The sequence below is a fragment of the Microbacterium esteraromaticum genome, assembly GCF_028747645.1.
Classification (GTDB): Bacteria; Actinomycetota; Actinomycetes; order Actinomycetales; family Microbacteriaceae; genus Microbacterium; species Microbacterium esteraromaticum_C.
Genome location: NZ_CP118100.1, coordinates 882,389 through 903,989 on the forward strand (window position 1 = coordinate 882,389; position 21,601 = coordinate 903,989).

The following is a 21,601-nucleotide window of genomic DNA, read 5'->3' on the forward strand; positions in this document are numbered from 1 at the left end:
GACGGCTTCCTTGCTCAGTTCTTGCCGAAGGTGGGGTTGTGGGGTTCGCCGAGCGTGATGTGCACGCTCTGCTGGTCGGTGTAGAAATCGATCGAGCGGTAGCCGCCCTCGTGGCCGAGGCCGGACGCCTTCACACCGCCGAAGGGGGTGCGCAGATCGCGCACGTTGTTCGAGTTCAGCCACACCATGCCGGCCTCGACGGACTGCGCGAAGTTGTGCCCGCGCTTGAGGTCGTTCGTCCAGACGTACGCCGCCAGACCGTACTTGGTGTTGTTGGCCAGAGCCAGTGCCTCAGCATCCGATTCGAACGGCGTGATCGCCACGACGGGACCGAAGATCTCCTCCTGGAAGATACGGGCGTCGGGCATGACATCGGCGAACACCGTCGGGGCGACGTAGTTGCCCGTCGGGAAGCCCTCGGGACGGCCACCGCCGGCGACCAGACGCCCCTCGGTCTTGCCGATCTCGACGTAGCTCATCACCTTGTCGTAGTGCTCGGGATGCACGAGCGCCCCGACCTCGGTGGCCGGGTCATGCGGGTGCCCGACCTTCACACGACGCGCCTGGGCGGCGTAGCGCTCGACGAACTCGTCGTAGATCGCCCGCTCGACGAGAATGCGCGAACCCGCCGTGCAGCGCTCGCCGTTGAGCGAGAAGACACCGAAGATGCACGCGTCGATGGCGACATCGAGATCGGCGTCGGCGAACACGATCGCCGGGCTCTTGCCGCCCAGCTCCATCGACAGGCCCTTCAGATACGGTGCGGCGTTGCCGAAGATCAGCTGACCGGTGCTGCTCTCGCCGGTGAACGAGATCAGCGGCACGTCGGGGTGCTTCACCAGCGCATCGCCGGCATCCTCCCCCAAGCCGTTGACGAGGTTGAACACACCCTTGGGCAGGCCGGCCTCTTCGAAGATGCCCGCCCACAGCGACGCCGACAGCGGCGTGAACTCGGCCGGCTTCAGCACGACCGTGTTGCCGGTGGCCAGCGCCGGGCCCAGCTTCCACGATTCGAGCATGAAGGGCGTGTTCCACGGCGTGATCAGGCCCGCAACCCCGATGGGCTTGCGGTTGACGTAGTTCATCTGGCGGCCCGGCACCTTGTAGGCGTCGTCGGCCTGCGCCACGATCAGGTCGGCGAAGAAACGGAAGTTCTCGGCGGCGCGTCGCGCCTGGCCCAGCGCCTGTGTGATCGGAAGGCCCGAGTCGAACGACTCCAGTTCGGCGAGGCGGGCATCGCGCGACTCGACGATGTCGGCGATGCGGTGCAGCACCCGCGAGCGCTCGCGCGGCAGCATCCGCGGCCACGGGCCGTCTTCGAACGCGGCCTTGGCTGCCGCGACGGCACGGTCGATATCGGCCTTCTTGCCGGCCGCGGCGTGCACGTAGGTCTCGTTGGTGACGGGGTTGAGCACCGCGAAGGTGTCGCCGTCGACCGAGTCGACGAACTCGCCGTCGATGTAGTGCTGGATCTTCTGCGGCAGATCAGCCGGGGTGTACACGTCGGTCATCATCGTCCTTCTTCTTCGCGGTGGGTGTGGAGGGAATCCAGGAACGCGTCCATGGTGCGCCAGCGGTGGTCGCGTGCGGCGAGCTCGATGGTCAGCGCGTCGGCGCCGGAACGGATGAGCTCAAGGATGTGGGTGTGCTCTTCGACCGAGTGGCGGGCGCGGCCCGGCACGAAGGCGAACGTCGTGTCGCGGATGCCCGACAGTCGTCCCCATCCGCGGTGGACGAGGTCGAGGATGTGCGGGTTGGGGCACGGCTCGTAGAGCACGGAGTGGAAGTCGCGGTTGAGTTCGGTGAAACGGTGCGCATCGAAGTGATCGAGCAGCCGCAGCATGCGGTCGTTGATCTCTTCGGCGCGCCGGAGCGCGCTCTCGTCGAGCAAAGGGGCAGACAGTGCCGTCGCGGCGCCCTCGACCAGACCCAGGGTCTGCATGGTGTGGGCGTACTCGCCTTCGTCGACGAGAGACACGTGGGCGCCGACGTTGCGTTCGTAGGTGACGAGCCCCTCCGCCTCGAGGCGGCGGATCGCCTCGCGCACCGGGACGACGCTCATATCGAGGTCTTCGGCGATGGCGCCCAGTACGAGGCGGTAGCCCGGGCCGTACCGGTGCGAGCTGATGCGCTCACGCAACCAGGTGTACGCCTGCTCCGACTTACTGCCCTCGCCTGCGGTGGGCATCAGCCCTGACCCGTCTGCGGTTCGGAGCGTGCATCGAATGCAGCGCGCCACTGCGCGTTCATCGGGAACAGGCCGTCGACGGGGTGGCCCGCTGCGACCTGCTCGGCGATCCAGGCATCCTCGTGCTCCTGCGCGAGCGCGTCGTCGGCGACCTCTTCGGCGAGGTGGGCGGGGATCACGATCACGCCGTCGCCGTCGCCGACGATGACATCGCCCGGCTGCACGGTCGCGCCACCGCATCCGATGGTGACGTCGTGCTCCCAGGGCACGTGACGTCGGCCGAGCACCGAGGGGTGCGGGCCCTGCGAGAAGACGGGCAGGCCGATCTCGGCGACGGCGTCGAAATCGCGCACACCGCCGTCGGTGACGACACCGGCTGCGCCGCGTGCCACGGCGCGCAGTGCGAGGATGTCGCCGAGTGTTCCGGTAGTGGCGTCGCCGCGCGCCTCGATGACGATGATCTCGCCCTCTTCTACGGCGTCGAAGGCGCGCTTCTGGGCGTTGTAGCCGCCGCCGTGGGTCTTGAACAGGTCTTCGCGGGCGGGCACGAAGCGCAGCGTCTTGGCGGTGCCGACGATCTTGCTGCCGGCGATGTTGGCCGAGACGCCGTCGATGAAGCACGAGTTCAGTCCGCGCTTGCGCAGCTGGCTCGACAGGCCCGCGGTGGGCGCCTCGAGCAGCTTGGCGCGCAGTTCGGCGGAGAGCCCCGCGGCCGGCTCGGCCGATGAGGGGTCAGGAAATGTCGGGTTGGGTGCTGCGGAGGGGACGTTTTTTGACCCCTCGTGGGTGGGGTGGGTGGTGACGGCGGACGCGGGTGCGGATGCTGGAAGGCCGGCGGCCTCGCGGGAGCCCCAGGCCTCTTCGCGCTGCAGGTCATCGACGGCGGGCATCGAGCCGAGCTGCGCGTCGAACGGGATCTCTCCCTGCGTGACAGTGGTGCGCAGGCGGCCCGACGAGGGGGCCCCGGGCGCGGTCGGTGCGTCGACCTCGACCTCGACGACGTCGCCGGGCACGATCACGCTGGACCCCGCCGGGGTGCCGGTGAGGATGATGTCGCCGGGTTCGAGCGTGAAGTGCTGCGAGAGATCGGCGATGAGTTGGGGGAGGGGAAAGAGCAGTCCGGCGGTGATGTCGTCCTGTGCGAGTTCTCCGTTGACCCAGGTGCGTACGCGCAGCGCACCGGGGTCGAGGTCGGCCGCCGCGATCAGGTTCGGTCCGACCGGGGTGTAGCCGTCGCCGCCCTTCGAGCGCACGTTCGACCCCTTGTCGTTGGTGCGAAGGTCGTACAGTCCCAGGTCGTTCGAGGCGGTCACGTGTGCCACGTGCGCCCAGGCCTGCTCGACCGACACGCGCCGGGCGGCGGTGCCGATGATGAGGGCGATCTCGCCCTCGAAGGCAAGCAGCTCGGTGCCGGCAGGGCGTTCGACGGTGCCGTCGGTGCCCGCGATCGAGCTGGCCGGCTTGAAGAAGTACGACGGGGCGGCGGGGCGGCGCCCGCGCTGGTCGGAGCGCGAGACGTAGTTGAGATGGATCGCGATGATCTTGCCGGGACGGGTGATCTCGGTCACGGTGGGCGCCTCCTCGCGCTGGGTCGTTCGCCGATTCTGCCGGTCTGAACGATGTCTTGTGCGTCGTATTTGAAATCGTATATGATCACCGAACGGGTGGCAAGCAACTGCCGCCACCGACAACGACGTCACCGACGAGGAAGTCAAAGGAGCACCATGAGCGAACAGCCCGGGTTCACACCGACGGGAACCATCGCCAACCCACGGGACCGCCGCAGAGTCGTGTTCGCCACGGTCGTCGGAACGACCGTCGAGTGGTACGACTTCTTCATCTACGCCACGGCGGTGGGGCTCGTCTTCGGCCAGCTCTTCTTCGCGCCGCTCGGCACGAACAGTGCACTGATCGCCTTCGCCACCGTCGGTGTGAGCTTTCTATTCCGCCCGCTCGGCGCGTTCCTAGCCGGACACTTTGGTGACAAGGTCGGCCGCAAGGCGGTGCTGATGTGGACGCTGATCCTGATGGGCGCCGCGACCGCCCTGATCGGTGTGCTGCCGACGTACGAGACGATCGGCTTCGCTGCGCCGCTGCTGCTGGTGCTGCTGCGCATTCTGCAGGGCATCTCGGCCGGTGGCGAGTGGGGCGGTGCCGTGCTGATGGCCGTCGAGCACGCCCCCAAGACCAAGCGCGGCATCTTCGGAGCCTCGCCGCAGATCGGCGTTCCGCTCGGTCTGCTGCTGGCCTCGGGCGTCATGGCGACCATGACGGCGATCGCCCCCGGTGAGCAGTTCCTCATCTGGGGCTGGCGCGTGCCGTTCCTGCTCAGCGTCGTGCTGATCCTCGTGGGCTACTACGTGCGCCGCAAGGTCGAGGAGAGCCCGGTGTTCACCGAGCTGGCCGAGCGCAAGGAAGAAGCCAAGATGCCGATCGTGCAGCTGTTCCGCAAGCACACGCCGCTCGTCATCATCGCTGCACTCGTCTTCGCCGGCAACAACGCCGTCGGCTACATGACCACCGGCGGGTACATCCAGGGCTACGCCACCAACCCCGAGGGTCCGCTGGCCATGGAGCGGGGCCCTGTGCTGTGGGCCGTCGCCGGCTCTGCCGTGACGTGGCTGGTCTCGACGCTGATCGCCGGCTGGGTCAGCGACCGGTTCGGCCGCCGCAACACGTACATCCTCGGATGGATCCTGCAGCTCGGGGGTGTGTTCACCCTGTTCCCGCTGGTGAACTCCGGCAACATCGGTCTGCTGTTCGCGGGGCTCGCCATCCTCACCATCGGGCTGGGCTTCACCTACGGTCCGCAGGCGGCGCTGTACACCGAGCTGTTCCCGGCCAGCATCCGCTTCTCGGGCGTCTCGATCTCGTACGCGATCGGTGCGATCGCCGGTGGTGCGTTCGCCCCCACGATCGCCACGGCCATCGTGCAGGCCACCGGCTCGACCGAGGCCGTCACCTGGTACCTCGCCGGCATGACCGTGATCGGCCTGCTGGCGACGCTGCTGCTGCGAGATCGCAGCGGCATCCCGCTCGGCCCCGACCACGAGGCCGAGCAGTCGAAGAGCCCGATCTACGGCCTGTCGAAGGCCTGACCCTCTGAGGGGCGGATGCAGACGGCATCCGCCCCACGACGTCCTGCTGAAGGAGAAGCGATGCAGTTCCACCACCACGGCTACGTCTCCCACGACCCGCGGGTGCTGCCCGCCGAGGGCCTGGGTGTCGACCGCCCCACCGATCTTCCCGATGAGGTGGACGTGCTGATCGTCGGCTCCGGACCGGCGGGCATGCTGCTGGCCGCGCAGATGTCGCAGTACCCCGACGTGAACACGCGCGTGATCGAGAAGCGCGAGGGGCGTCTGGTGCTGGGGCAGGCCGACGGCATTCAGCCGCGCAGCGTCGAGACGTTCCAGGCGTTCGGGTTCGCCGAGCGGATCATCGCCGAGGCGTACAACATCGGCTGGATGAACTTCTGGGGCCCCGACCCCGAGAACCCCCAGAACATCATTCGCACCGCGCGGACGGCCGACTACGCGTACGACATCTGTGAGTTCCCGCACCTGATCGTGAACCAGGCGCGCGTGCTTGACTACTTCGCTGAGGCCGCTGCCGACGGGCCGGGACGCATCGTGCCCGACTACGGCGTCGAGTTCGTGGGACTCACCGTGCACGAGGGCGGCGCATTTCCGGTCGAGGTGCGCGTGCGCGACGGCGCGGGGGAGCGCACGATCCGTGCGAAGTACGTGGTCGGATGCGACGGTGCACGCAGCGGGGTGCGCGAGGCCATCGGACGCAAGCACGTCGGCGGCATCTCGGCGCACGCCTGGGGCGTCATGGATGTGCTGGTCAACACCGACTTCCCCGATTGGCGCACCAAGTGTGCGATCAACGCTGAGGCGGGCAACATCCTGCACATCCCGCGTGAGGGCGGCTACCTCAGCCGGATGTACATCGACCTCGGCGCGGTCGCCGAGGACGACGATCACCGCGTGCGGCAGACCCCGATCGACGAGATCATCCGACAGGCGAACGCGATCCTGCACCCCTACTCGATCGACGTCAAGGATGTCGCCTGGCACAGCGTCTATGAGGTGGGGCACCGCGTCACCGATGGCTTCGACGATGTGATCGATGGCTCGGGGCGCACGCCGCGCGTCTTCCTCACCGGCGACGCCTGTCACACGCACAGCGCGAAGGCAGGCCAGGGCATGAACGTCTCGATGCAGGACGGTTTCAACCTGGGCTGGAAGCTCGGATCCGTGCTCACCGGGCGCAGCCCCGAGGAGTTGCTGGCGACGTACGGCGCCGAGCGCCGCCCGGTGGCGCAGCAGCTGATCGACTTCGACCGCGAGTGGTCGAGCCTGATGGCGCGCAAGCCCGAAGAGATCTCCGACCCCACCGAGCTGGCGACGTTCTACCTCGGCACGGCCGAGTTCCCCAGCGGGTTCATGACTCAGTACACCTCGTCGATGATCACCGGCACCGATGCCCATCAGGCGCTCGCCGCGGGCTTCCCGCTCGGCAAGCGCTTCAAATCGGCCGAGGTCGTGCGCGTCTGTGACGGCAACGTCATCCACCTGGGACACCATGCGCGTGCCGATGGCCGGTGGCGCGTCTACGCGTTCGGTGATCGCACCGGCGCTGCGCTGGGTGCGTGGGCGGAGAAGGCCGCGCCGCTGTTCGCGCGCTTCACTCCGTCGGATGCTGATGTCGACGCCGTCTTCGATGTGAAGGCCGTGTTCCAGCAGCCGTTCGAAGAGGTCGAGGTGACCTCTGCGCCCGAGTTGTTCGCGCCCAAGACCGGACCGCTGGGGCTGACCGACTGGGAGAAGGTGTACGCAGCCGGGCCGAGCAAGTGGACCGATGTCGACATCTTCGAGGCGCGCGAGCTGTCGCGTGACGGCGTGGTGATCGTCGTGCGCCCCGACCAGTACGTCGCCGCGATCCTGCCGCTGGACGCGGTCGATGAGCTGGGGGCTTTCCTGGAGGGGATGCTGCTGCCGGCATCCTGATCGCCGCGGTTCGGCATGACAGATGTCATGCCGAACCCATGACATCGCCCTCCGGCATCCGCGACCCGCTCTCGCGATGCTGGAAGCATGCTCACCACAACGCAGACACACACAGCGCAGACCGCAGCGCCGCCGACCGACGCGGTGATCGAGCTGCGCGGCATCAGCCGCCACTTCGGAACGGGCGCGGATCGTGTGCAGGCTGTCGACGGCGTCGATCTCAGCATCCGCCGCGGTGAGGTCGTCGCGCTGCTCGGCCCCAATGGGGCCGGCAAGACGACCGCGCTCGACATGCTGCTCGGACTCACCGATCCCGACGCGGGCACGGCGCGCGTGCTCGGACTCGCTCCCGCCCGCGCCGCACGATCGGGCGTGATCGCGGCCGTGCTGCAGACCGGTGGCCTGCTCTCGGATCTCACGGTCGGCGAGACCGTGCAGTTGATCGCGTCGCTGCACGGTCGGGCCACGCTCGACCGGGTGCCCGAGATCCTCGAGCGAACCGACCTCGCGCACCTCGCCCGCCGACGCGTGTCGAAGTGCTCGGGCGGTGAGCAACAGCGCGTCAAGTTCGCTCTCGCCCTCACTGCCGACCCCGACATCCTCGTGCTCGACGAGCCCACCGCGGGCATGGACGTCACCGCACGCCGCCGGTTCTGGGACGTGATGCGCGCGGATGCCGACGCCGGACGCACGATCGTCTTCGCCACCCACTATCTGGAGGAGGCCGAGCAGTTCGCGCGGCGCACCGTTGTGATGCACCGCGGGCGCATCGTCGCCGATGCGCCGACGGCAGAACTGCGCGCCGGTCTCGGCGCGCGTTCCGTCGCCGCGACCCTTCCACGGGAGGGTGCTGAGCAACTGCTGAGCGCACTGCAGCAGCACGCTGACGTCGTCGACCTGCGCGTCGACGCCGGTCGCGTCACGCTGCGCAGTGCCGATTCGGATGCCATCGCCGGCCTGCTGCTCGGCGCCGGCGCGCACGGGTTGGAGATCACCGCGCCCACGTTGGAGACCGCCTTCACCACCCTCACGGAGGACTGACCGATGATGACCACGACGACGATGCTGCGGATCGAAGGCCTGCGACAGCTGCGCAACCCCTACACGCTCGCGTTCACCCTGGCGATGCCGGTGGTGATGTATCTGCTGTTCGGCGCGAACTCCGCGTACGGGTCTCAGCAGGCCGGCAACGGAAACGTCGCGTTCTACGTGATGACGTCCATGGCGGCCTACGGTACCGCCGTCGCCATGAGTTCGCTGACCTCGCTCGCCTCTGCCGAGTCGAAGCAGGGGTGGGGGCGCCAGCTCGCGATGACCCCGCTGACCACGGCCGGGTACGTGACTACCAAGGTGATCACCGCGTTCTCGTTCGCTGTGCTCGCGTTGCTGGCTGTCTTCACAGCCGGTGCGTTGACGGGCGCTGCTGCCGACGACCTGTGGCGCTGGTTCGCCACCGCGGGGATCATCCTGGGCGTCGGCCTCATCTTCGGTCTGTTCGGGCTCGGTGTCGGGTTGTTCTTCACCGCCGATTCGGCCGCGGCTCTCGCGTCGATCTCGATGACGTTCTTCGCCTTCTTCGGGAATGTGTTCATGCCGCTGGACGGTGTGATGCTCGACATCGCCCGGTTCACGCCCCTGTACGGGTTCGTCTCCCTGTCGCGTTGGCCGCTCACCGACGGCATGCTCACCACCGGGCAGACCGATCAGATGTGGGCTGTGCTGCTGAACATCGCCGTCTGGGTGGGGCTATTCGTCGCGCTGGTCATCGCCGGTATCAAGCGCTCGAAGGCCCGCCGCTAGCGGCAATAGGGTGGGACGATGACCAGCCCGCAGCGACCCACGCCGAGGCCGCCCGCCGAGAGGGACCCCTGGGACCGCTACGGCTGGGTGATGGCCGCCGTCTGGCTGATCTTCCTGATCTATCCGGCGCTGGCGCTGGTGCGGTCGACGGCAGGCGTCGGGTGGATCGTGCTCGGCTGGGCCGCACTGGTGGTGTTCGTCGTGCTGTACATCGGCGGCTTCATCCGCGGGCTGCGTCTGGGCAGCGGGCTCGGTCGGCCCGTCCCGGCCGGGCAGTGGTGGGTCTTCGGTGCACTGATCGCCTGCATGCTGCTGACCATCCCCGGGGGCGGTGTCAGCTACATCAGCTTTCTGCCGTTCCTGATGTCGTTCGCGTCGTACGGGCTGACCAGGGCGGCGCACTGGGTGACGATGGCAGCCTCGATCACCCTCACCGCACTGAGCGTGTTCCTGATCCCCGGGGGACTCCCGTACCTGACGGTGCTGGTCATCGTCGCCCTGCTCGGTGTCGTCAACACGGTCACCACGTGGCTGATCATCCGCTCTGCCGAGACCGAACGCCTGGGCCGGGAACTGGCGACCAGCGCCGGGCGCGAAGCGGCGGCCCGTGACGTGCACGACCTGATCGGGCACTCGCTGACCGTCGTGCAGCTCAAGGCCCAGCTCGCGCAGCGCTTGATCGAGACCGACCCCGAACGCGCCAAGGCCGAACTCGCCGACATCACCGCGCTCACCGCCGAGGCCATCGCCGGAGTACGGGCCACGGTGGCGGGAGCCCGCGCCACAACGCTGGTCGAGCAGCTGGCATCCGGTCGTGACGCGTTGCAGGCCGCCGGCGTCGACCTGCGCGTCGACGGCGAGACTACGGCACTCTCGCCCGTCCAATCGTTGACGGCGAGCTGGGTGCTCCGCGAAGCGATCACGAACGTGCTCCGGCATGCCGGAGCGTCCGAGGTGAATGTCACGATCATCCCGGGCAGTCTGATCGTGGCCGACGACGGCCGGGGCCCGGCATCCGATGTTCCCGCGCACGGCGCGACCGAGGGCAACGGCGTGCGCGGCATGCGCGAGCGCGCCGCGGCCGCCGGGGCCGCACTGGAATTCGGACCGGGGCCCGCGGGAGGAACACGAGTGGAGCTGAGATGGTGAATCGGATGCCCGATGCGGATCACCAGACGGAACGCATCCGCCTGGTGATCGCCGACGATCAGGCACTCGTGCGGGGCGCCCTGGCCGCTCTGCTCGATCTGGAGAGCGACCTGGAAGTCGTGGGCGTCGCCGCCGACGGCGAACAGGCCGTGCAGACCGTCACCCGGTTGCGCCCCGATGTCTGCCTCATGGACATCCAGATGCCCGACGTCGACGGCATCGAGGCGACCCGTCGTGTGCGCGCCGCACACGACGGCACCCGCGTACTGATCGTCACGACCTTCGCCCGACCCGGCTACCTGCGCTCGGCGCTCGACGCCGGCGCGAGCGGTTTTGTCGTGAAGGACACCCCGGCCGAGCAACTCGCTGAAGCGGTGCGGCGCGTGCACGCCGGGCTGCGCGTGCTCGATCCGGCGCTCGTCGAGCAGAGCCTGTTCGACGGGGCCAGCCCGCTCAGCGAACGCGAGCAGCAGGTGCTGCGCCTGGCCGCCGACGGGCGGTCGGCCGGCGCGATAGCATCCGAGGTCTTCCTCTCGGCGGGCACCGTGCGCAACCACCTCTCGTCGGCCATCGGCAAGACTGGTGCGGCCAACCGCGCGCAGGCCGTGCGGATCGCGCAGGACAAGGGGTGGATCTGAGGCCGGTTCCGACCGGTGTCAGGAATTCACACGGATGATCTCCTGCTGATACGGGGCGATCACCTTGCCCGAGATGCGCAGGTCGAGCACCAGAAAGCGCCGCTCGTCGGGGCTCTCGGTGGCCCAGGTGCGCAGCCGCTCCAGGTCGGCGAGCGAGCGCACGACGACGCCTTCGGCACCGACGGCCGCGGCGAACGCGGCGAAGTCGACCTCGGGGATCAGCATCGGCCCCTCGGCCAGTCCCTTCAGCCCGTACAGGTTGACCTCGGCGCCGTACGCGGCGTCGTTCCAGACCACAGCGATCCCGTGGCCGGCGGCCGCACGCACGGCCGACTCCAGATCGGCGATCGCCATCAGGCCACCGCCGTCGCCCGAGGTGAGCACCACGGTCGACTCGGGGCGCGCACGGGTCGCGCCGACCACGCTCGGCCAGCCCTGCCCGATCGACTGGAACGCGGTGCCGATCATCATCATCCGGTCGGGGGAGGCGACGGGCCAGTACATGTTCGCCCAGCCGATGAAGTGCCCGCCGTCCGACACGACGACGCGGTCCTCGGGCAGCAACTCGGCCAGGCGGCGGGCGGCAGCGCGCGGGTCGAGGCGGCCGTCCTCGGCGAACTCGCCGGCATCGGCCTGGGCGCGCGCGGCGGTGACGTCGACGGTTTCGCGCCAGGGTGTGCGCGCAACTCCGGAAGAAAGGGCCTCCGGTGTGGTGCTCACCCGGTCTGCGGGCCGATCCGCCGGTGTCTTTCCGGAGTTGTGAACGGCGGCGAGCCGGGCGACCAGCGCTTCTGCGGCCAAGCGCGCGTCGGCACGGACGAATCCGCCCACATGCGCGTGGGTCGCGGCCGGGGCGACATCGACCTGGAACACCCGGGTGCCCGGCGCGAACAGGTCGCCGAAACGCATCGTGAACTGGTTCAGCGACGCACCGAAGACGACGGCGACGTCGGCCTCGCGCACCAGCTCCATGGCCCCATCGGCGCCGAATCCGCCGGTCACGCCAAGGTCGTAGCGTGCGTCGGGGAAGACGCCTCGCCCGAGCGCCGTCGTCGCGGTGAGCGCACCGGTGGCTGCGGCAAGAGCACCGAGGGACTCGCCCGCACCCGCCAGCCAGGCGCCGCGACCGGCCAGCAGGAACGGACGCTCGGCCTGCGCGAGCGCATGGGCGATCTCATCGAGCATCCCCGCACCGAATTCGCCGCGAGGGGCGAGCGGTGCCGGAACCCGCGGCTCGGGGGCCTCGGGCACCGCGCCGGCCTCGAGAGCTGCGACGTCGTACGGAATGGCCAGCACCACCGGGACCCGGTAGGTCAGGGCGTGCTCGATGGCGATGACCGTGGTCGCCGCGGCGTCGGCACGTCCGGTCGTATAGGTGCGTGCGCCGACGGCCGACGCGAGCGCGATCTGGTCGACGTCCCACGGGCGCGGGCCCGAGGTGGGCTCGTCGCCCACGACGAGCACCAGCGGCACGTGCGCCTGCACGGCCTCGGCCAGCGCCGTCAGGGTGTTCGTGAAGCCGGCTCCGTAGGTCGAGGTCGCGGCGGCGATGCGTCCGGATGCCCGGAAGTGCGCGTCGGCGGCGACGACCGCACCTTGCTCGTGGCGCACAGCGGTGAAGACGGCATCGGTCTGAGTCTCGATGGCATCGAGGAAGTAGGCGTTGCCATTGCCCATCACCCCGAAGACGTGGTCGATGTGCTGGGCGAGAGTGAGGGCGACGTGCGCGGAGACGCTGGGCATGACTGAGCCTTTCAAGACAGTGACGGAGGGAACCGTATGTGTCTGGCGGCTCACGCGACGGCGCGGAGTGCTGCGTGCCCCTTTTTCGGGCACCGGCCGCGAACGGCCGGACCTTCTGATACTAACCGCGCGAGAGCGCTGTCGGTGTCAGCTCGACGATCTCGCGGGAACGATCGGCGAGGTGGATCGCGGTGACCGATTCGGCCGGTAGCGCCTGCCAGCCGTCGCCGGCGACCCCGGTCGAGCTGATGGCGACTGTGCCGTCGGGGGACTGGCGCCACCGCAGGGCGAAGTAGTCCTCGTTGTGGCCGGACGGCAGATCGTCGGCGAGGGGGCCCATACGCGAGATGTCGTGCGCGGTGAGTGCGCTGGTTGCGCTGGCGTGCACGACGATGAGCTGCTCTCCGCTCAGCAGTAGCGCATTCAGACTGGCGTAGGGGAAGTGCTCGCGCAGGCTGCGCACGGCGTTGACCGTCGCGTCAAGCAGACCGTGGCCCTGCGCGATCTGCTCGCGGATCAGCGCGAAGTACATCTCGCTGTCGGTTGTGCCCCTCAGCGCTGCGACACTGGCCGGTGAGAGCAGCGACCGCAGGTCATCGAGCGGTGTGATGGTGCCGTTGTGACCGAACGTCAGGCCGTCGACCAGGAACGGGTGGGCGTTGTCGAGGTTGACCGGCAGACCCGCGGTCGCCCACCGCAGGTGCACCAGCGCGGCGTGCGCGGGTGTGTCGATGGCCGAGGCGAAGCCGGCATCCGTGACGGCCGAGTGCGGTGAGCGCCGCATCGTGGGCGCGCTGTCATCGTCGACACCCGCCCAACCCCAGCCGTCGCCGTGCAGGCGCGCAAGCGAGAGCAGGCTGTCGAGTCCATCGGGGTGCAGCTCACGGCGCGCGGTGGAGCGCGAGGGCGAGACGAAGGCGAACAAGCGGCACATGATCTTCCCAGATTAGGCGTCCCGCGCGCCCAGCGGTGTGCTCAGCTGCGAGTTGTCGACTTCGCCAGACTCATCGAGACGTAGGTGGAGAAGCCCGCGCGTGCGGCGAACTTCACGGGGCGCGTGTCTGACACGGTGAATCCGAGCTTTCGGTACAGGCCGAGCGCCGGGGCGTTCGTGTCCTTGATGTCGCGCAGGATGAACTCGTCGTAGGGCAGCTCGAGCAGGTGCGTCATCAGCGCCGTGGCGACGCCCTTGCTCTGGTGCTGCGGTGCCGTGGTCACGAAGCCGATCTCGGCGAGTCCGGGACGAGCGCCCGGGTAGGCGCCGAGGAACTGGCTGCGGACGATGGCGAAGCTGATCAGCCCATGGAACCATCCGAGGGTGCGTTGCATCTCGCGGCGGTCGGGGGCGAAGCACTCCTGATCGCCTTCGGTCACCGAGGCGATCGCGGCGGGCTCACCGTCGACGAGCGCCACGAAGAAGCGTTCCAGGATGATCATGTGGGCGAAGGCGTCCGCAAGGGTCTGCGGGTTCTTCGAGAAGTACTCGAAGTCCTCGGCGAAGCCGTTCACCAGGACGGCGCTGATCCGTCGGCGGTAGCCCTCGCCGAGTTCGTCGCCGCGGGCGATCGTGATGTTCATGCGCGTTCCTTTCGAATGAGCAGGCGCAGCACGATGTCGACGGCGGTGCCGTCGGTCGCTGCGGGCATCGTGGAGTGCATGCCGGCGATGCCGGAGAGTGTGGCGAAGTAGAGGGTGGTGAGTTGGTCGGGGTCGCCGTCGGCGAAGTCGCCAGCCGCTTGCCCTCTGCGGACGAGTGCCGAGAAGGCATGCCAGAGCGGTCGCTGGGTGGTGTGCAGTCGCTCTCGGGTGCCGGCGGGCGTGTCGGTGAGGAAGCCCTGATTCATGACGAGAAAGAACTCGGCTTCTCCGGAGCCTCGTCGCAGGTCCGAGAGGAATGAGCGGGTGAACTCGCGCACCAGCTGGTGCGGGTCGGCGTCGCTCGCGAGAGCGTGGGCGGCTTCGCGTTGCCCGGTGGTCGCCTGATCGAGCAGCTCGTAGAACAGGGCCTCTTTGCTGGCGTAGTGACGGTAGATCGAGCCGGTGCTGAGGTGGGCTTCTTCGGCGATGTGCCGGATGCTCGACGCGGCGAACCCGCGACGAGCGAAGACGCGCACCGCGGCCGTCTCGATCGTCTGGCGCGTCGCGTCGCGCAGGGCTTCGTTGTGCGCGGCGGTGCGCACTATCGCACCCTTAAAATGAACATGTGTTCATTTTAAGACGATGACCCTCCGTGGTGTCAATGCCCTCTGAAGGTGGGCCGGCGTTTCTGCTGGAAGGCGGCGAAGCCCTCGCGGTAGTCGTCCGTGTCGCACAGTGCCGCCTGCGCCGCGTTCTCGATATCGACCGCCTCCCACAAGGTGAGGCGCTCGTTGCGAATGCGGGCGATGAGCCGTTTGCTCGCCAGGAATGCCGCGGTCGCGCCGCGGGCCGCCGCGGCCGCGGCGTCGTCGGTGGCCTGCCGCACCTCGTCGTCGGGGAACACACGTGAGAACAGACCGGATGCTACGGCCTCAGCCCCCGACATGAGCCGGCCGCTGTAGATGAGGTCGAGTGTCTTGTGCGCACCGAGACGCTCGGCGAACAGGGCATGGCCGCCCGAGTCAAGCGTCGCCCCGAGCGCGGCGAACGGCGAACCGATCTTGGCCGACTCCGCGACATAGACCACGTCGGTGGCGATCAGCAGTCCCAGCCCGACTCCCAGACAGGCGCCGTGCGCGACGGCGAACGTCGGCGCGGGAAACGCCGCCATGCGCTTGAGCAGCGGGGTGACCGTACCGCCCAGGTATCCGAGCACGTCGTCGTCTCGTGGGTCGACCCCCGAGATGTCGCGTCCGGCGCAGAACGCGCGTCCCTCGCCCCGCAGCACGAGCGCGCGCACGCCGGCCTGTTCGGCCTCGGTGTAGGCGCTGTCCAACCCGTGCAGTGCCTGTTCGTCGAGCGCGTTGAGGCGGTCGGGCGCGTTGAGCGTCACGTGCGCGACGTCATCGGCGATGGCGAGGTCGATCATGGCGTGTCCTCCTGCGGGCTGTCGGCGGATGCGGTCAGACGTCGTAGTCGACGACGAGGCGGTCGCTGGTGGGGTGTGACTGGCAGGTCAGCACGTAACCGCGTTCGATCTCATCGGGTTCGAGTGCGTAGTTCTCGGTCATCGTCACGCTGCCGTCGACGACGCGTGCGCGGCAGGTGCCACACACGCCACCCGAGCAGGCGAACGGGGCATCCGGGCGCACGCGCAGGGCGGCGTTGAGCACCGACTCGTGTGCATCGACGGGACTCTCGACCGTCGACGAGACGCCGTCGAGGTTGATCTCGATGCGCACGGCCTTCTCGCCCTGCCGCACCTCGACTTTGCGGGGGCCGCGTTCTGCGGGCGCATCGCCGGTGGTGAACAGCTCGAAGCGCACGTGTTCGCGGGGCACGCCGAGGTCGGCGAGCACCTCGCGGCACAGGTCGACCAGCGCGAACGGGCCGCAGAGGAACCACTCGTCGACGGTGTCGGGAAGGATGAGCGCGCCGAAGATGGTGCGTAGACGCTCTTCGTCGAGGCGCCCCGACATCAATGGCGCGGTGCGCTGTTCGCGCGAGAGCACATGGTGCAGCACGAGCCGGGTCGGATAGCGGTCCTTGAGGTCGGCGAGGTCTTCGAGGAACATCACGTCGCTGGTCGCCTTGTTGGTGTACAACAGCGTGAACCTCGTCGAATCGGATGCTGTCAGCAGGCTTCTGGCGAGCGCCATCATCGGGGTGATGCCCGATCCTGCGGCGATGCCGACCACGTGCGCTCCGGCCAGCTCGGCCAGGCCCGAGGTGAACGTGCCCTGCGGGCTCATCACGTCGATCTCGAAGCCCGGGGTCAGTTCGGTCTGTGCCCACGTCGAGAACAGCCCGCCCTCGTCACGTTTGACCGCGACGCTCAGCGTTGTGCCACCTTCGTCGGCCGGGGTCGGCGGGCGGCACAGCGAGTACGAGCGCCGCACCTCCGCACCCTCCAGGTGCACCCGCAGTGCCACGTACTGACCCGGCAGGTAAGCGTAGTCGTCGACCAACTCGCGTGGCACGGCGAAGCTCACCTCGACGGCGTCCTTGGTGAGCGGACGCACATGCGACACGGTCAGTGCGTGGAATCGCGCGCGGTGCCGGCCGCCGTCGCCGCCGGCGACTGTGACGGGGGCCTGTGGCGTGGGAACGCGGAAGAGTGCCATCAGATCACCTTGAAATGGTCGAAGGGTTCCAGGCACGCGCGGCACTCGTAGAGTGCCTTGCACGAGGTCGAGCCGAAGCGCGACACCTCATGCGTGTCGAGGGAGCCGCAGCGCGGGCATCGGATGCTGAGGGCGAGCCGCACCGGACCCTGCCGGTGGGCCGCCCGTCCGCTGGGCGGGGCGATACCGTACGCCGTCAGCTTGCGTTTGCCCTCCTCGCTCATCCAGTCCGTCGTCCACGCGGGGGAGAGCACGGTGCGCACCTCGACGTCGGCGAAACCGTCGGCGGTCAGTGCCAGCACGACGTCGTCGCGGATGGCGTCCATCGCCGGGCATCCGCTGTAGGTCGGGGTGATGTCGACGACGACGCGCTCGCCGCGCTCCGACGCGTCGACGCGCACAGCGCGCAGCACGCCGAGGTCTTCGATCGTGAGCACGGGCACCTCGGGGTCGACGACCTTCGCGGCCACCCGCCACGCGTGCTGTTCGCGTGCGGTGCCGTGTTCGGGGGACGTCGCGAGGGCGGTCACCACGTCGCCCCCGGATGCCGTCGTGCGAGCACCTGCATCTCGGCGAGCAGGTGACCCATCGGTGTGGCGTGCGACCCGCGGCGCCCGCCACCGCGCGAGTCGCCACCCGAGGGGATCTGCAGATCGGCGGCGCGGAAGACCTCGTCGATCACGGCGTCGAAACCGGGGCGCAGCGTCGAGGGCCGCACCGCGGCGCCTTCGAGCCGGTCGATCAGTGGTTCGTCGCGGAACAGTTCTGCCACGTACGGCCAGACGTCGCCGATCGCGCGGATCATGCGCTCGCGTGAGAGTTCGGTGCCGCCCGCGAGGCGCAGCACCCACTGCACGGCGTGGTCGCGGTGGTAGTCGACCTCTTTCACCGACTTCGCGGCGATCGCGGCGAGAGTCTCGTCGGACGAGGCGCGCAGCGCCGAGTGCAGCTCGAACATGTACGCGGATGCGAACAGCTGACGGGCGATCGTCTGGGCGAAGTCGCCGTTGGGTTGTTCCATCAGCCAGGCGCTGCGGAACTCGGGCTCGTCGCGGAAGTAGGCGAGGTCATCCTCGCTGCGGCCGTCCCACGTGCCGGCGTAGTGCAGCAGTGAGCGGGCGTGCCCCAGCAGGTCGAGGGCGATGTTCGCCAGGGCGACGTCCTCTTCAAGCTCGGGGGCACGCGAGACCCAAGCGCCCAGTTGCTGTGACAGGATCAGCGCGTCATCGCCGAGCCAGAGCGCATACTCGGCGATGTCGGCCGATGTCGCGCGGGCATCGGTGCCGGTCAGTTCGGCGGCCAGGTCGAGCTGGTCCACCGACACGGTGACGTTCTTGTTCACAGGTGCGGCACCCCCTCAGAAGCGGTGTAGTACACCGCGTGCCGGTAGTTCTTGCCGGCTGGGCTCTCGAAGAACGCGTCCTTGTCGTCGGGGTCGCTCGTGGTGATCGCCTCGGCGGGCACCACCCAGATCGATACGCCCTCGCTGCGGCGCGTATAGAGGTCGCGCGCGTTGCGCAAAGCCATGTCGGCATCCGGTGCGTGCAGTGAGCCGACGTGCACGTGGTTCAGCCCGCGGTTCGCGCGGACGAACACCTCCCAGAGTGGCCAGGTTTCAGCATCCATCAGGCGATCTCCTCCGTGCGCAGTGACTGTTTCCGGGCGTACTCGGCTGCCGCCTCGCGGACCCATGCGCCGTCTTCATGCGCCGTGCGACGGCGTTCGAGGCGCTCGGCGTTGCACGGCCCGTTGCCGCGCAGCACCTCGTAGAACTCGTCCCAGTCGATCTCACCCATCGCGTACTGGCCGGTCTGCTCGTCGTAGCGCAGATCGGGATCGGGCAGCGTGATGCCGAGGATCTCGGCCTGCGGCACCAGCATCCCGACGAAGCGCTGACGCAGGGCGTCGTTCGAGAAGCGCTTGATCTTCCACTTCATCGACTGCGCCGAGTTGGGCGACTCATCGTCGGGAGGGCCGAACATAGCCAGGCTCGGCCAGTACCAGCGGTTGACGGCGTCCTGGGCCATCTCGCGCTGCTCGTCAGTGCCCTGCATGAGCTGCAGCAGAATCTCGAACCCCTGGCGCTGGTGGAACGACTCCTCTTTGCAGATGCGCACCATCGCCCGACCGTACGGGCCGTACGAGGCGCGGCACAGCGGCACCTGGTTGACGATCGCGGCGCCGTCGACGAGCCAACCGATCGCGCCCATATCGGCCCAGGTCGGGGTGGGGTAGTTGAAGATCGACGAGTACTTGGCCTTGCCGCTGATGAGCTGGTCCATCATCTCGTCGCGCGTGATGCCGAGGGTCTGCGCGGCCGAGTAGAGGTAGAGACCGTGGCCGGCCTCGTCCTGCACCTTCGCCATCAGGATCGCCTTGCGCTTCAGGCTCGGCGCCCGGGTGATCCAGTTGCCCTCGGGCTGCATGCCGATGATCTCGGAGTGGGCGTGCTGTGAGATCTGGCGGATCAGCGTCTTGCGGTACGCCTCGGGCATCCAATCGCGCGGCTCGATGCGCTGCTCGTGCGCGACGAGATCGTCGAAGTGCTCCTGCGCGTCGGCGTCGCCCTCGACGAGAGAGAGGTCTGCGGGGGTTGTCATCATCGACTCCTGTTTACTGACCGATCGTTAGGTAATTCTGACACGCGCGCCGGCGAGGTGCAAGGGATGCGCTGTCGGTGGCGTGCGGCAGAGTGGAGGTATGGCTTCCTCCGACACCCGCACGGCCGCCCTCGACGCGCTTCGCGAGCTCGTCGGGCGGCCCGACGCCGAGTTTCACGACGGCCAGTACGAGGCGATCGAGGCGCTGGTCGACGGGCGGCGCCGGGCGCTGGTGGTGCAGCGCACCGGGTGGGGAAAGTCGGCGGTCTACTTCGTCGCCACGCTGCTGTTGCGTCGGCAGGGAGCGGGACCGACGGTGCTCGTGTCGCCGCTGCTGGCGCTGATGCGCGACCAGATCTCCGCGGCTGAGAGGGCCGGTGTGTGCGCGGTCGCCATCAACTCCACCAATGCTCATGAATGGGATGAGGTGCTCGCGCGGCTCGACCGTGACGAGGTCGACGTGCTGCTGGTCTCTCCCGAACGGCTGAACAACCCGGCGTTCCGTGAACAGCAGCTGCCCGCGCTCGTGCAGCGTCTGGGCATGCTCGTGGTCGATGAGGCGCATTGCATCAGCGACTGGGGTCATGACTTCCGGCCCGACTACCGGCGGCTGCGCGACCTCATCAGTGCGATGCCCGCCGGTGTGCCCGTTCTCGCCACGACCGCGACGGCAAACAGCCGCGTTGTCGCCGACGTCGCCGAGCAGCTCGATGCGGTGGGGTCGGATGCCACGGGCGGGCCGGCCGGTGTGCTGACGATCCGCGGGCCGCTCGCGCGGACATCACTGCGTCTGGGCGTGCTGCGTCTGCCGAGCTCGACGCAGCGGCTCGCCTGGCTGCTCAGCCACCTGAACGACCTTCCGGGCTCGGGCATCATCTACACGCTCACCGTGGCCGCAGCCGTCGACACCGCGCGGCTGCTGCGTGAACACGGCCACGAGGTGCTCGCGTACACCGGGCAGACCGATGCAGAGGAGCGGGCAGACCTCGAAGGCCGACTCAAGCGGAATGAGGTCAAGGCGCTCGTCGCCACGAGCGCACTGGGCATGGGGTTCGACAAGCCCGACCTTGGGTTCGTGCTGCACCTGGGTGCTCCGTCGTCGCCGGTGGCGTACTACCAGCAGGTGGGTCGTGCGGGACGTGCCAGCGAGAGCGCCGACGTACTGCTGCTGCCGGGCGTGGAAGACCGCGACATCTGGCACTACTTCGCGACGGCCTCCATGCCCGACCGGGAGCGTGCCGAGCGGGTGATCGCCGCGCTCGGCGATGCGCCGATCTCGACGCCGGCACTGGAGTCGATCGTCGACATCCGCCGCACCCCGCTCGAGCTGCTGCTGAAGGTGCTCGACGTCGACGGCGCGGTGCGGCGCGTGCAGGGCGGCTGGGTCGCGACCGGGCAGCCGTGGACGTACGACGCCGAACGCTACAAGCGCATCGCGGCCGAGCGCCGTGCAGAGCAGCAGCACATGATCGATTACGAGCAGACCGACGGATGCCGGATGGAGTTCCTGCAGCGCTCGCTCGACGACGACACCGCGGCCCCCTGTGGGCGCTGCGACAACTGCGCCGGCGTGTGGTTTCCGGCCGAGATCGGATCGTCGGCCGCGGATGCCGCCGGCCAGTCGCTCGACCGTGTCGGCGTGCCGCTCGAACCGCGTAAACAATGGCCGACCGGCGCGGATCGCGTCGGCGTTCCGGTGAAGGGACGCATCCCGGCAGAGGAGCAGGCGGGGGAGGGTCGGGCGCTGGCGCGCCTGACCGATCTCGGCTGGGGCGGCACGTTGCGCGAGATGTTTGCCGCAGGAGCCGCGGATGCTCCTGTCTCTCCGCAGGTGCTCGGTGCCTGCGTGCGCGTGCTCGCGGATTGGGGCTGGGAGCGTCGGCCGGTCGCCGTTGTCGGGATGCCGTCGCGTTCGCATCCGCTGCTGGTCGAGTCACTCGCACGCGGCATCGCCGAGATCGGGCGACTGCCGTATCTGGGCTCGCTGGCGTTCGCCGGCGGCGGCCCGAGCGGACAGCCCGGCGGCAACAGTGTGTTCCGCCTCGCCGGGCTCTGGGAGCGCTTCAGCGCCGACGGTCTCGACGTCCCCGACGGGCCCGTGCTGCTCGTCGATGATCAGGTCGACAGCCGGTGGACGCTCACCGTCGCAGCCCGCGAACTGCGGCGCGCCGGCGCGACCGAGGTGTTGCCGTTCGTGCTCGCGATGCGGGGGTGAGCGGCGTGAGAGCGGCAACGACTGAACGTGACGAATCGCTCCGGTCGCAAG

The 21,601-nt window shown here is 68.8% G+C and carries 20 protein-coding genes; 7 read left to right on the forward strand and 13 right to left on the reverse strand.

Annotated elements, in window-relative coordinates; all coding sequences use genetic code 11:
* Positions 1 to 14: 14 nt before the first annotated feature.
* From hpaE to PTQ19_RS03985, 3 genes are read right to left on the reverse strand one after another with little or no spacing between them, the layout of a single operon-like run.
* Positions 15 to 1,511 carry a 5-carboxymethyl-2-hydroxymuconate semialdehyde dehydrogenase gene (gene hpaE, locus PTQ19_RS03975; protein ID WP_274369026.1) on the reverse strand — a complete coding sequence of 499 codons (1,497 nt, stop codon included), beginning with the start codon at positions 1,509 to 1,511 and terminating at the stop codon, positions 15 to 17.
* Entirely contained in the window at positions 1,511 to 2,188 is a 678-nt protein-coding gene (locus tag PTQ19_RS03980) for a GntR family transcriptional regulator (protein ID WP_274368542.1), read from the reverse strand. Before PTQ19_RS03980 ends, hpaE begins: the two co-directional genes overlap by 1 nt.
* On the reverse strand, positions 2,188 to 3,756 hold the full coding sequence (locus tag PTQ19_RS03985) for a fumarylacetoacetate hydrolase family protein (RefSeq protein ID WP_274368543.1): 1,569 nt from the start codon (positions 3,754 to 3,756) through the stop codon (positions 2,188 to 2,190). The genes PTQ19_RS03980 and PTQ19_RS03985 overlap by 1 nt, the downstream gene beginning before the upstream one ends.
* A 156-nt stretch (positions 3,757 to 3,912) precedes the next feature.
* Between PTQ19_RS03985 and PTQ19_RS03990 the strand changes: the two genes are divergently transcribed.
* From PTQ19_RS03990 to PTQ19_RS04015, 6 genes are all read left to right on the forward strand, one after another.
* Positions 3,913 to 5,286 carry an MFS transporter gene (locus PTQ19_RS03990; protein WP_274368544.1) on the forward strand — a complete coding sequence of 458 codons (1,374 nt, stop codon included), beginning with the start codon at positions 3,913 to 3,915 and terminating at the stop codon, positions 5,284 to 5,286.
* Between the two features lie 60 nt (positions 5,287 to 5,346).
* On the forward strand, positions 5,347 to 7,203 hold the full coding sequence (locus PTQ19_RS03995; protein WP_179411500.1) for an FAD-dependent monooxygenase: 1,857 nt from the start codon (positions 5,347 to 5,349) through the stop codon (positions 7,201 to 7,203).
* A gap of 87 nt (positions 7,204 to 7,290) precedes the next feature.
* Positions 7,291 to 8,244, forward strand: coding sequence for an ABC transporter ATP-binding protein (locus PTQ19_RS04000; RefSeq protein ID WP_274368545.1), 954 nt, complete (start codon positions 7,291 to 7,293; stop codon positions 8,242 to 8,244).
* A gap of 3 nt (positions 8,245 to 8,247) precedes the next feature.
* Entirely contained in the window at positions 8,248 to 9,003 is a 756-nt protein-coding gene (locus tag PTQ19_RS04005; RefSeq protein WP_274368546.1) for an ABC transporter permease, read from the forward strand.
* An 18-nt stretch (positions 9,004 to 9,021) separates the two neighbouring features.
* Positions 9,022 to 10,152 (forward strand): sensor histidine kinase, encoded by a 1,131-nt coding sequence (locus tag PTQ19_RS04010; protein ID WP_274368547.1) that lies wholly within the window; start codon positions 9,022 to 9,024, stop codon positions 10,150 to 10,152.
* 5 nt (positions 10,153 to 10,157) lie between these two features.
* Positions 10,158 to 10,790, forward strand: coding sequence for a response regulator transcription factor (locus tag PTQ19_RS04015; RefSeq protein WP_274368548.1), 633 nt, complete (start codon positions 10,158 to 10,160; stop codon positions 10,788 to 10,790).
* A gap of 18 nt (positions 10,791 to 10,808) precedes the next feature.
* Here the strand turns inward: PTQ19_RS04015 and PTQ19_RS04020 are convergent, their stop codons facing one another.
* From PTQ19_RS04020 to paaA, 10 genes are all read right to left on the reverse strand, one after another.
* Positions 10,809 to 12,533 (reverse strand): thiamine pyrophosphate-binding protein, encoded by a 1,725-nt coding sequence (locus PTQ19_RS04020; protein ID WP_274368549.1) that lies wholly within the window; start codon positions 12,531 to 12,533, stop codon positions 10,809 to 10,811.
* A gap of 121 nt (positions 12,534 to 12,654) precedes the next feature.
* Positions 12,655 to 13,458: a class II glutamine amidotransferase gene (locus PTQ19_RS04025; protein WP_274368550.1), complete on the reverse strand. Its 804-nt coding sequence runs from the start codon at positions 13,456 to 13,458 to the stop codon at positions 12,655 to 12,657.
* A 50-nt stretch (positions 13,459 to 13,508) separates the two neighbouring features.
* Positions 13,509 to 14,111: a GNAT family N-acetyltransferase gene (locus PTQ19_RS04030; protein ID WP_274368551.1), complete on the reverse strand. Its 603-nt coding sequence runs from the start codon at positions 14,109 to 14,111 to the stop codon at positions 13,509 to 13,511.
* Positions 14,108 to 14,713 carry a TetR/AcrR family transcriptional regulator gene (locus tag PTQ19_RS04035; protein WP_274368552.1) on the reverse strand — a complete coding sequence of 202 codons (606 nt, stop codon included), beginning with the start codon at positions 14,711 to 14,713 and terminating at the stop codon, positions 14,108 to 14,110. The genes PTQ19_RS04030 and PTQ19_RS04035 overlap by 4 nt, the downstream gene beginning before the upstream one ends.
* A 56-nt stretch (positions 14,714 to 14,769) precedes the next feature.
* The gene (locus PTQ19_RS04040; protein WP_274368553.1) at positions 14,770 to 15,540 is read right to left on the reverse strand and encodes an enoyl-CoA hydratase/isomerase family protein; all 771 of its coding nucleotides are present in this window, start codon (positions 15,538 to 15,540) and stop codon (positions 14,770 to 14,772) included.
* 34 nt (positions 15,541 to 15,574) lie between these two features.
* Positions 15,575 to 16,735 carry a 1,2-phenylacetyl-CoA epoxidase subunit PaaE gene (gene paaE, locus PTQ19_RS04045; RefSeq protein ID WP_274368554.1) on the reverse strand — a complete coding sequence of 387 codons (1,161 nt, stop codon included), beginning with the start codon at positions 16,733 to 16,735 and terminating at the stop codon, positions 15,575 to 15,577.
* On the reverse strand, positions 16,735 to 17,265 hold the full coding sequence (paaD, locus tag PTQ19_RS04050) for a 1,2-phenylacetyl-CoA epoxidase subunit PaaD (RefSeq protein WP_206550288.1): 531 nt from the start codon (positions 17,263 to 17,265) through the stop codon (positions 16,735 to 16,737). Before paaD ends, paaE begins: the two co-directional genes overlap by 1 nt.
* On the reverse strand, positions 17,262 to 18,077 hold the full coding sequence (paaC, locus tag PTQ19_RS04055) for a 1,2-phenylacetyl-CoA epoxidase subunit PaaC (RefSeq protein WP_274368555.1): 816 nt from the start codon (positions 18,075 to 18,077) through the stop codon (positions 17,262 to 17,264). Before paaC ends, paaD begins: the two co-directional genes overlap by 4 nt.
* On the reverse strand, positions 18,074 to 18,361 hold the full coding sequence (gene paaB / locus PTQ19_RS04060) for a 1,2-phenylacetyl-CoA epoxidase subunit PaaB (protein WP_179411488.1): 288 nt from the start codon (positions 18,359 to 18,361) through the stop codon (positions 18,074 to 18,076). The genes paaC and paaB overlap by 4 nt, the downstream gene beginning before the upstream one ends.
* A complete protein-coding gene (paaA, locus tag PTQ19_RS04065; protein WP_425313184.1) occupies positions 18,361 to 19,335 on the reverse strand; it encodes a 1,2-phenylacetyl-CoA epoxidase subunit PaaA in 975 nt (324 codons plus the stop codon). The genes paaB and paaA overlap by 1 nt, the downstream gene beginning before the upstream one ends.
* Positions 19,336 to 19,435: 100 nt before the next feature.
* On the opposite strand from paaA, the gene PTQ19_RS04070 reads away from it, so the two are divergent.
* The gene (locus PTQ19_RS04070) at positions 19,436 to 21,550 is read left to right on the forward strand and encodes a RecQ family ATP-dependent DNA helicase (RefSeq protein WP_274368557.1); all 2,115 of its coding nucleotides are present in this window, start codon (positions 19,436 to 19,438) and stop codon (positions 21,548 to 21,550) included.
* Positions 21,551 to 21,601: the final 51 nt, after the last annotated feature.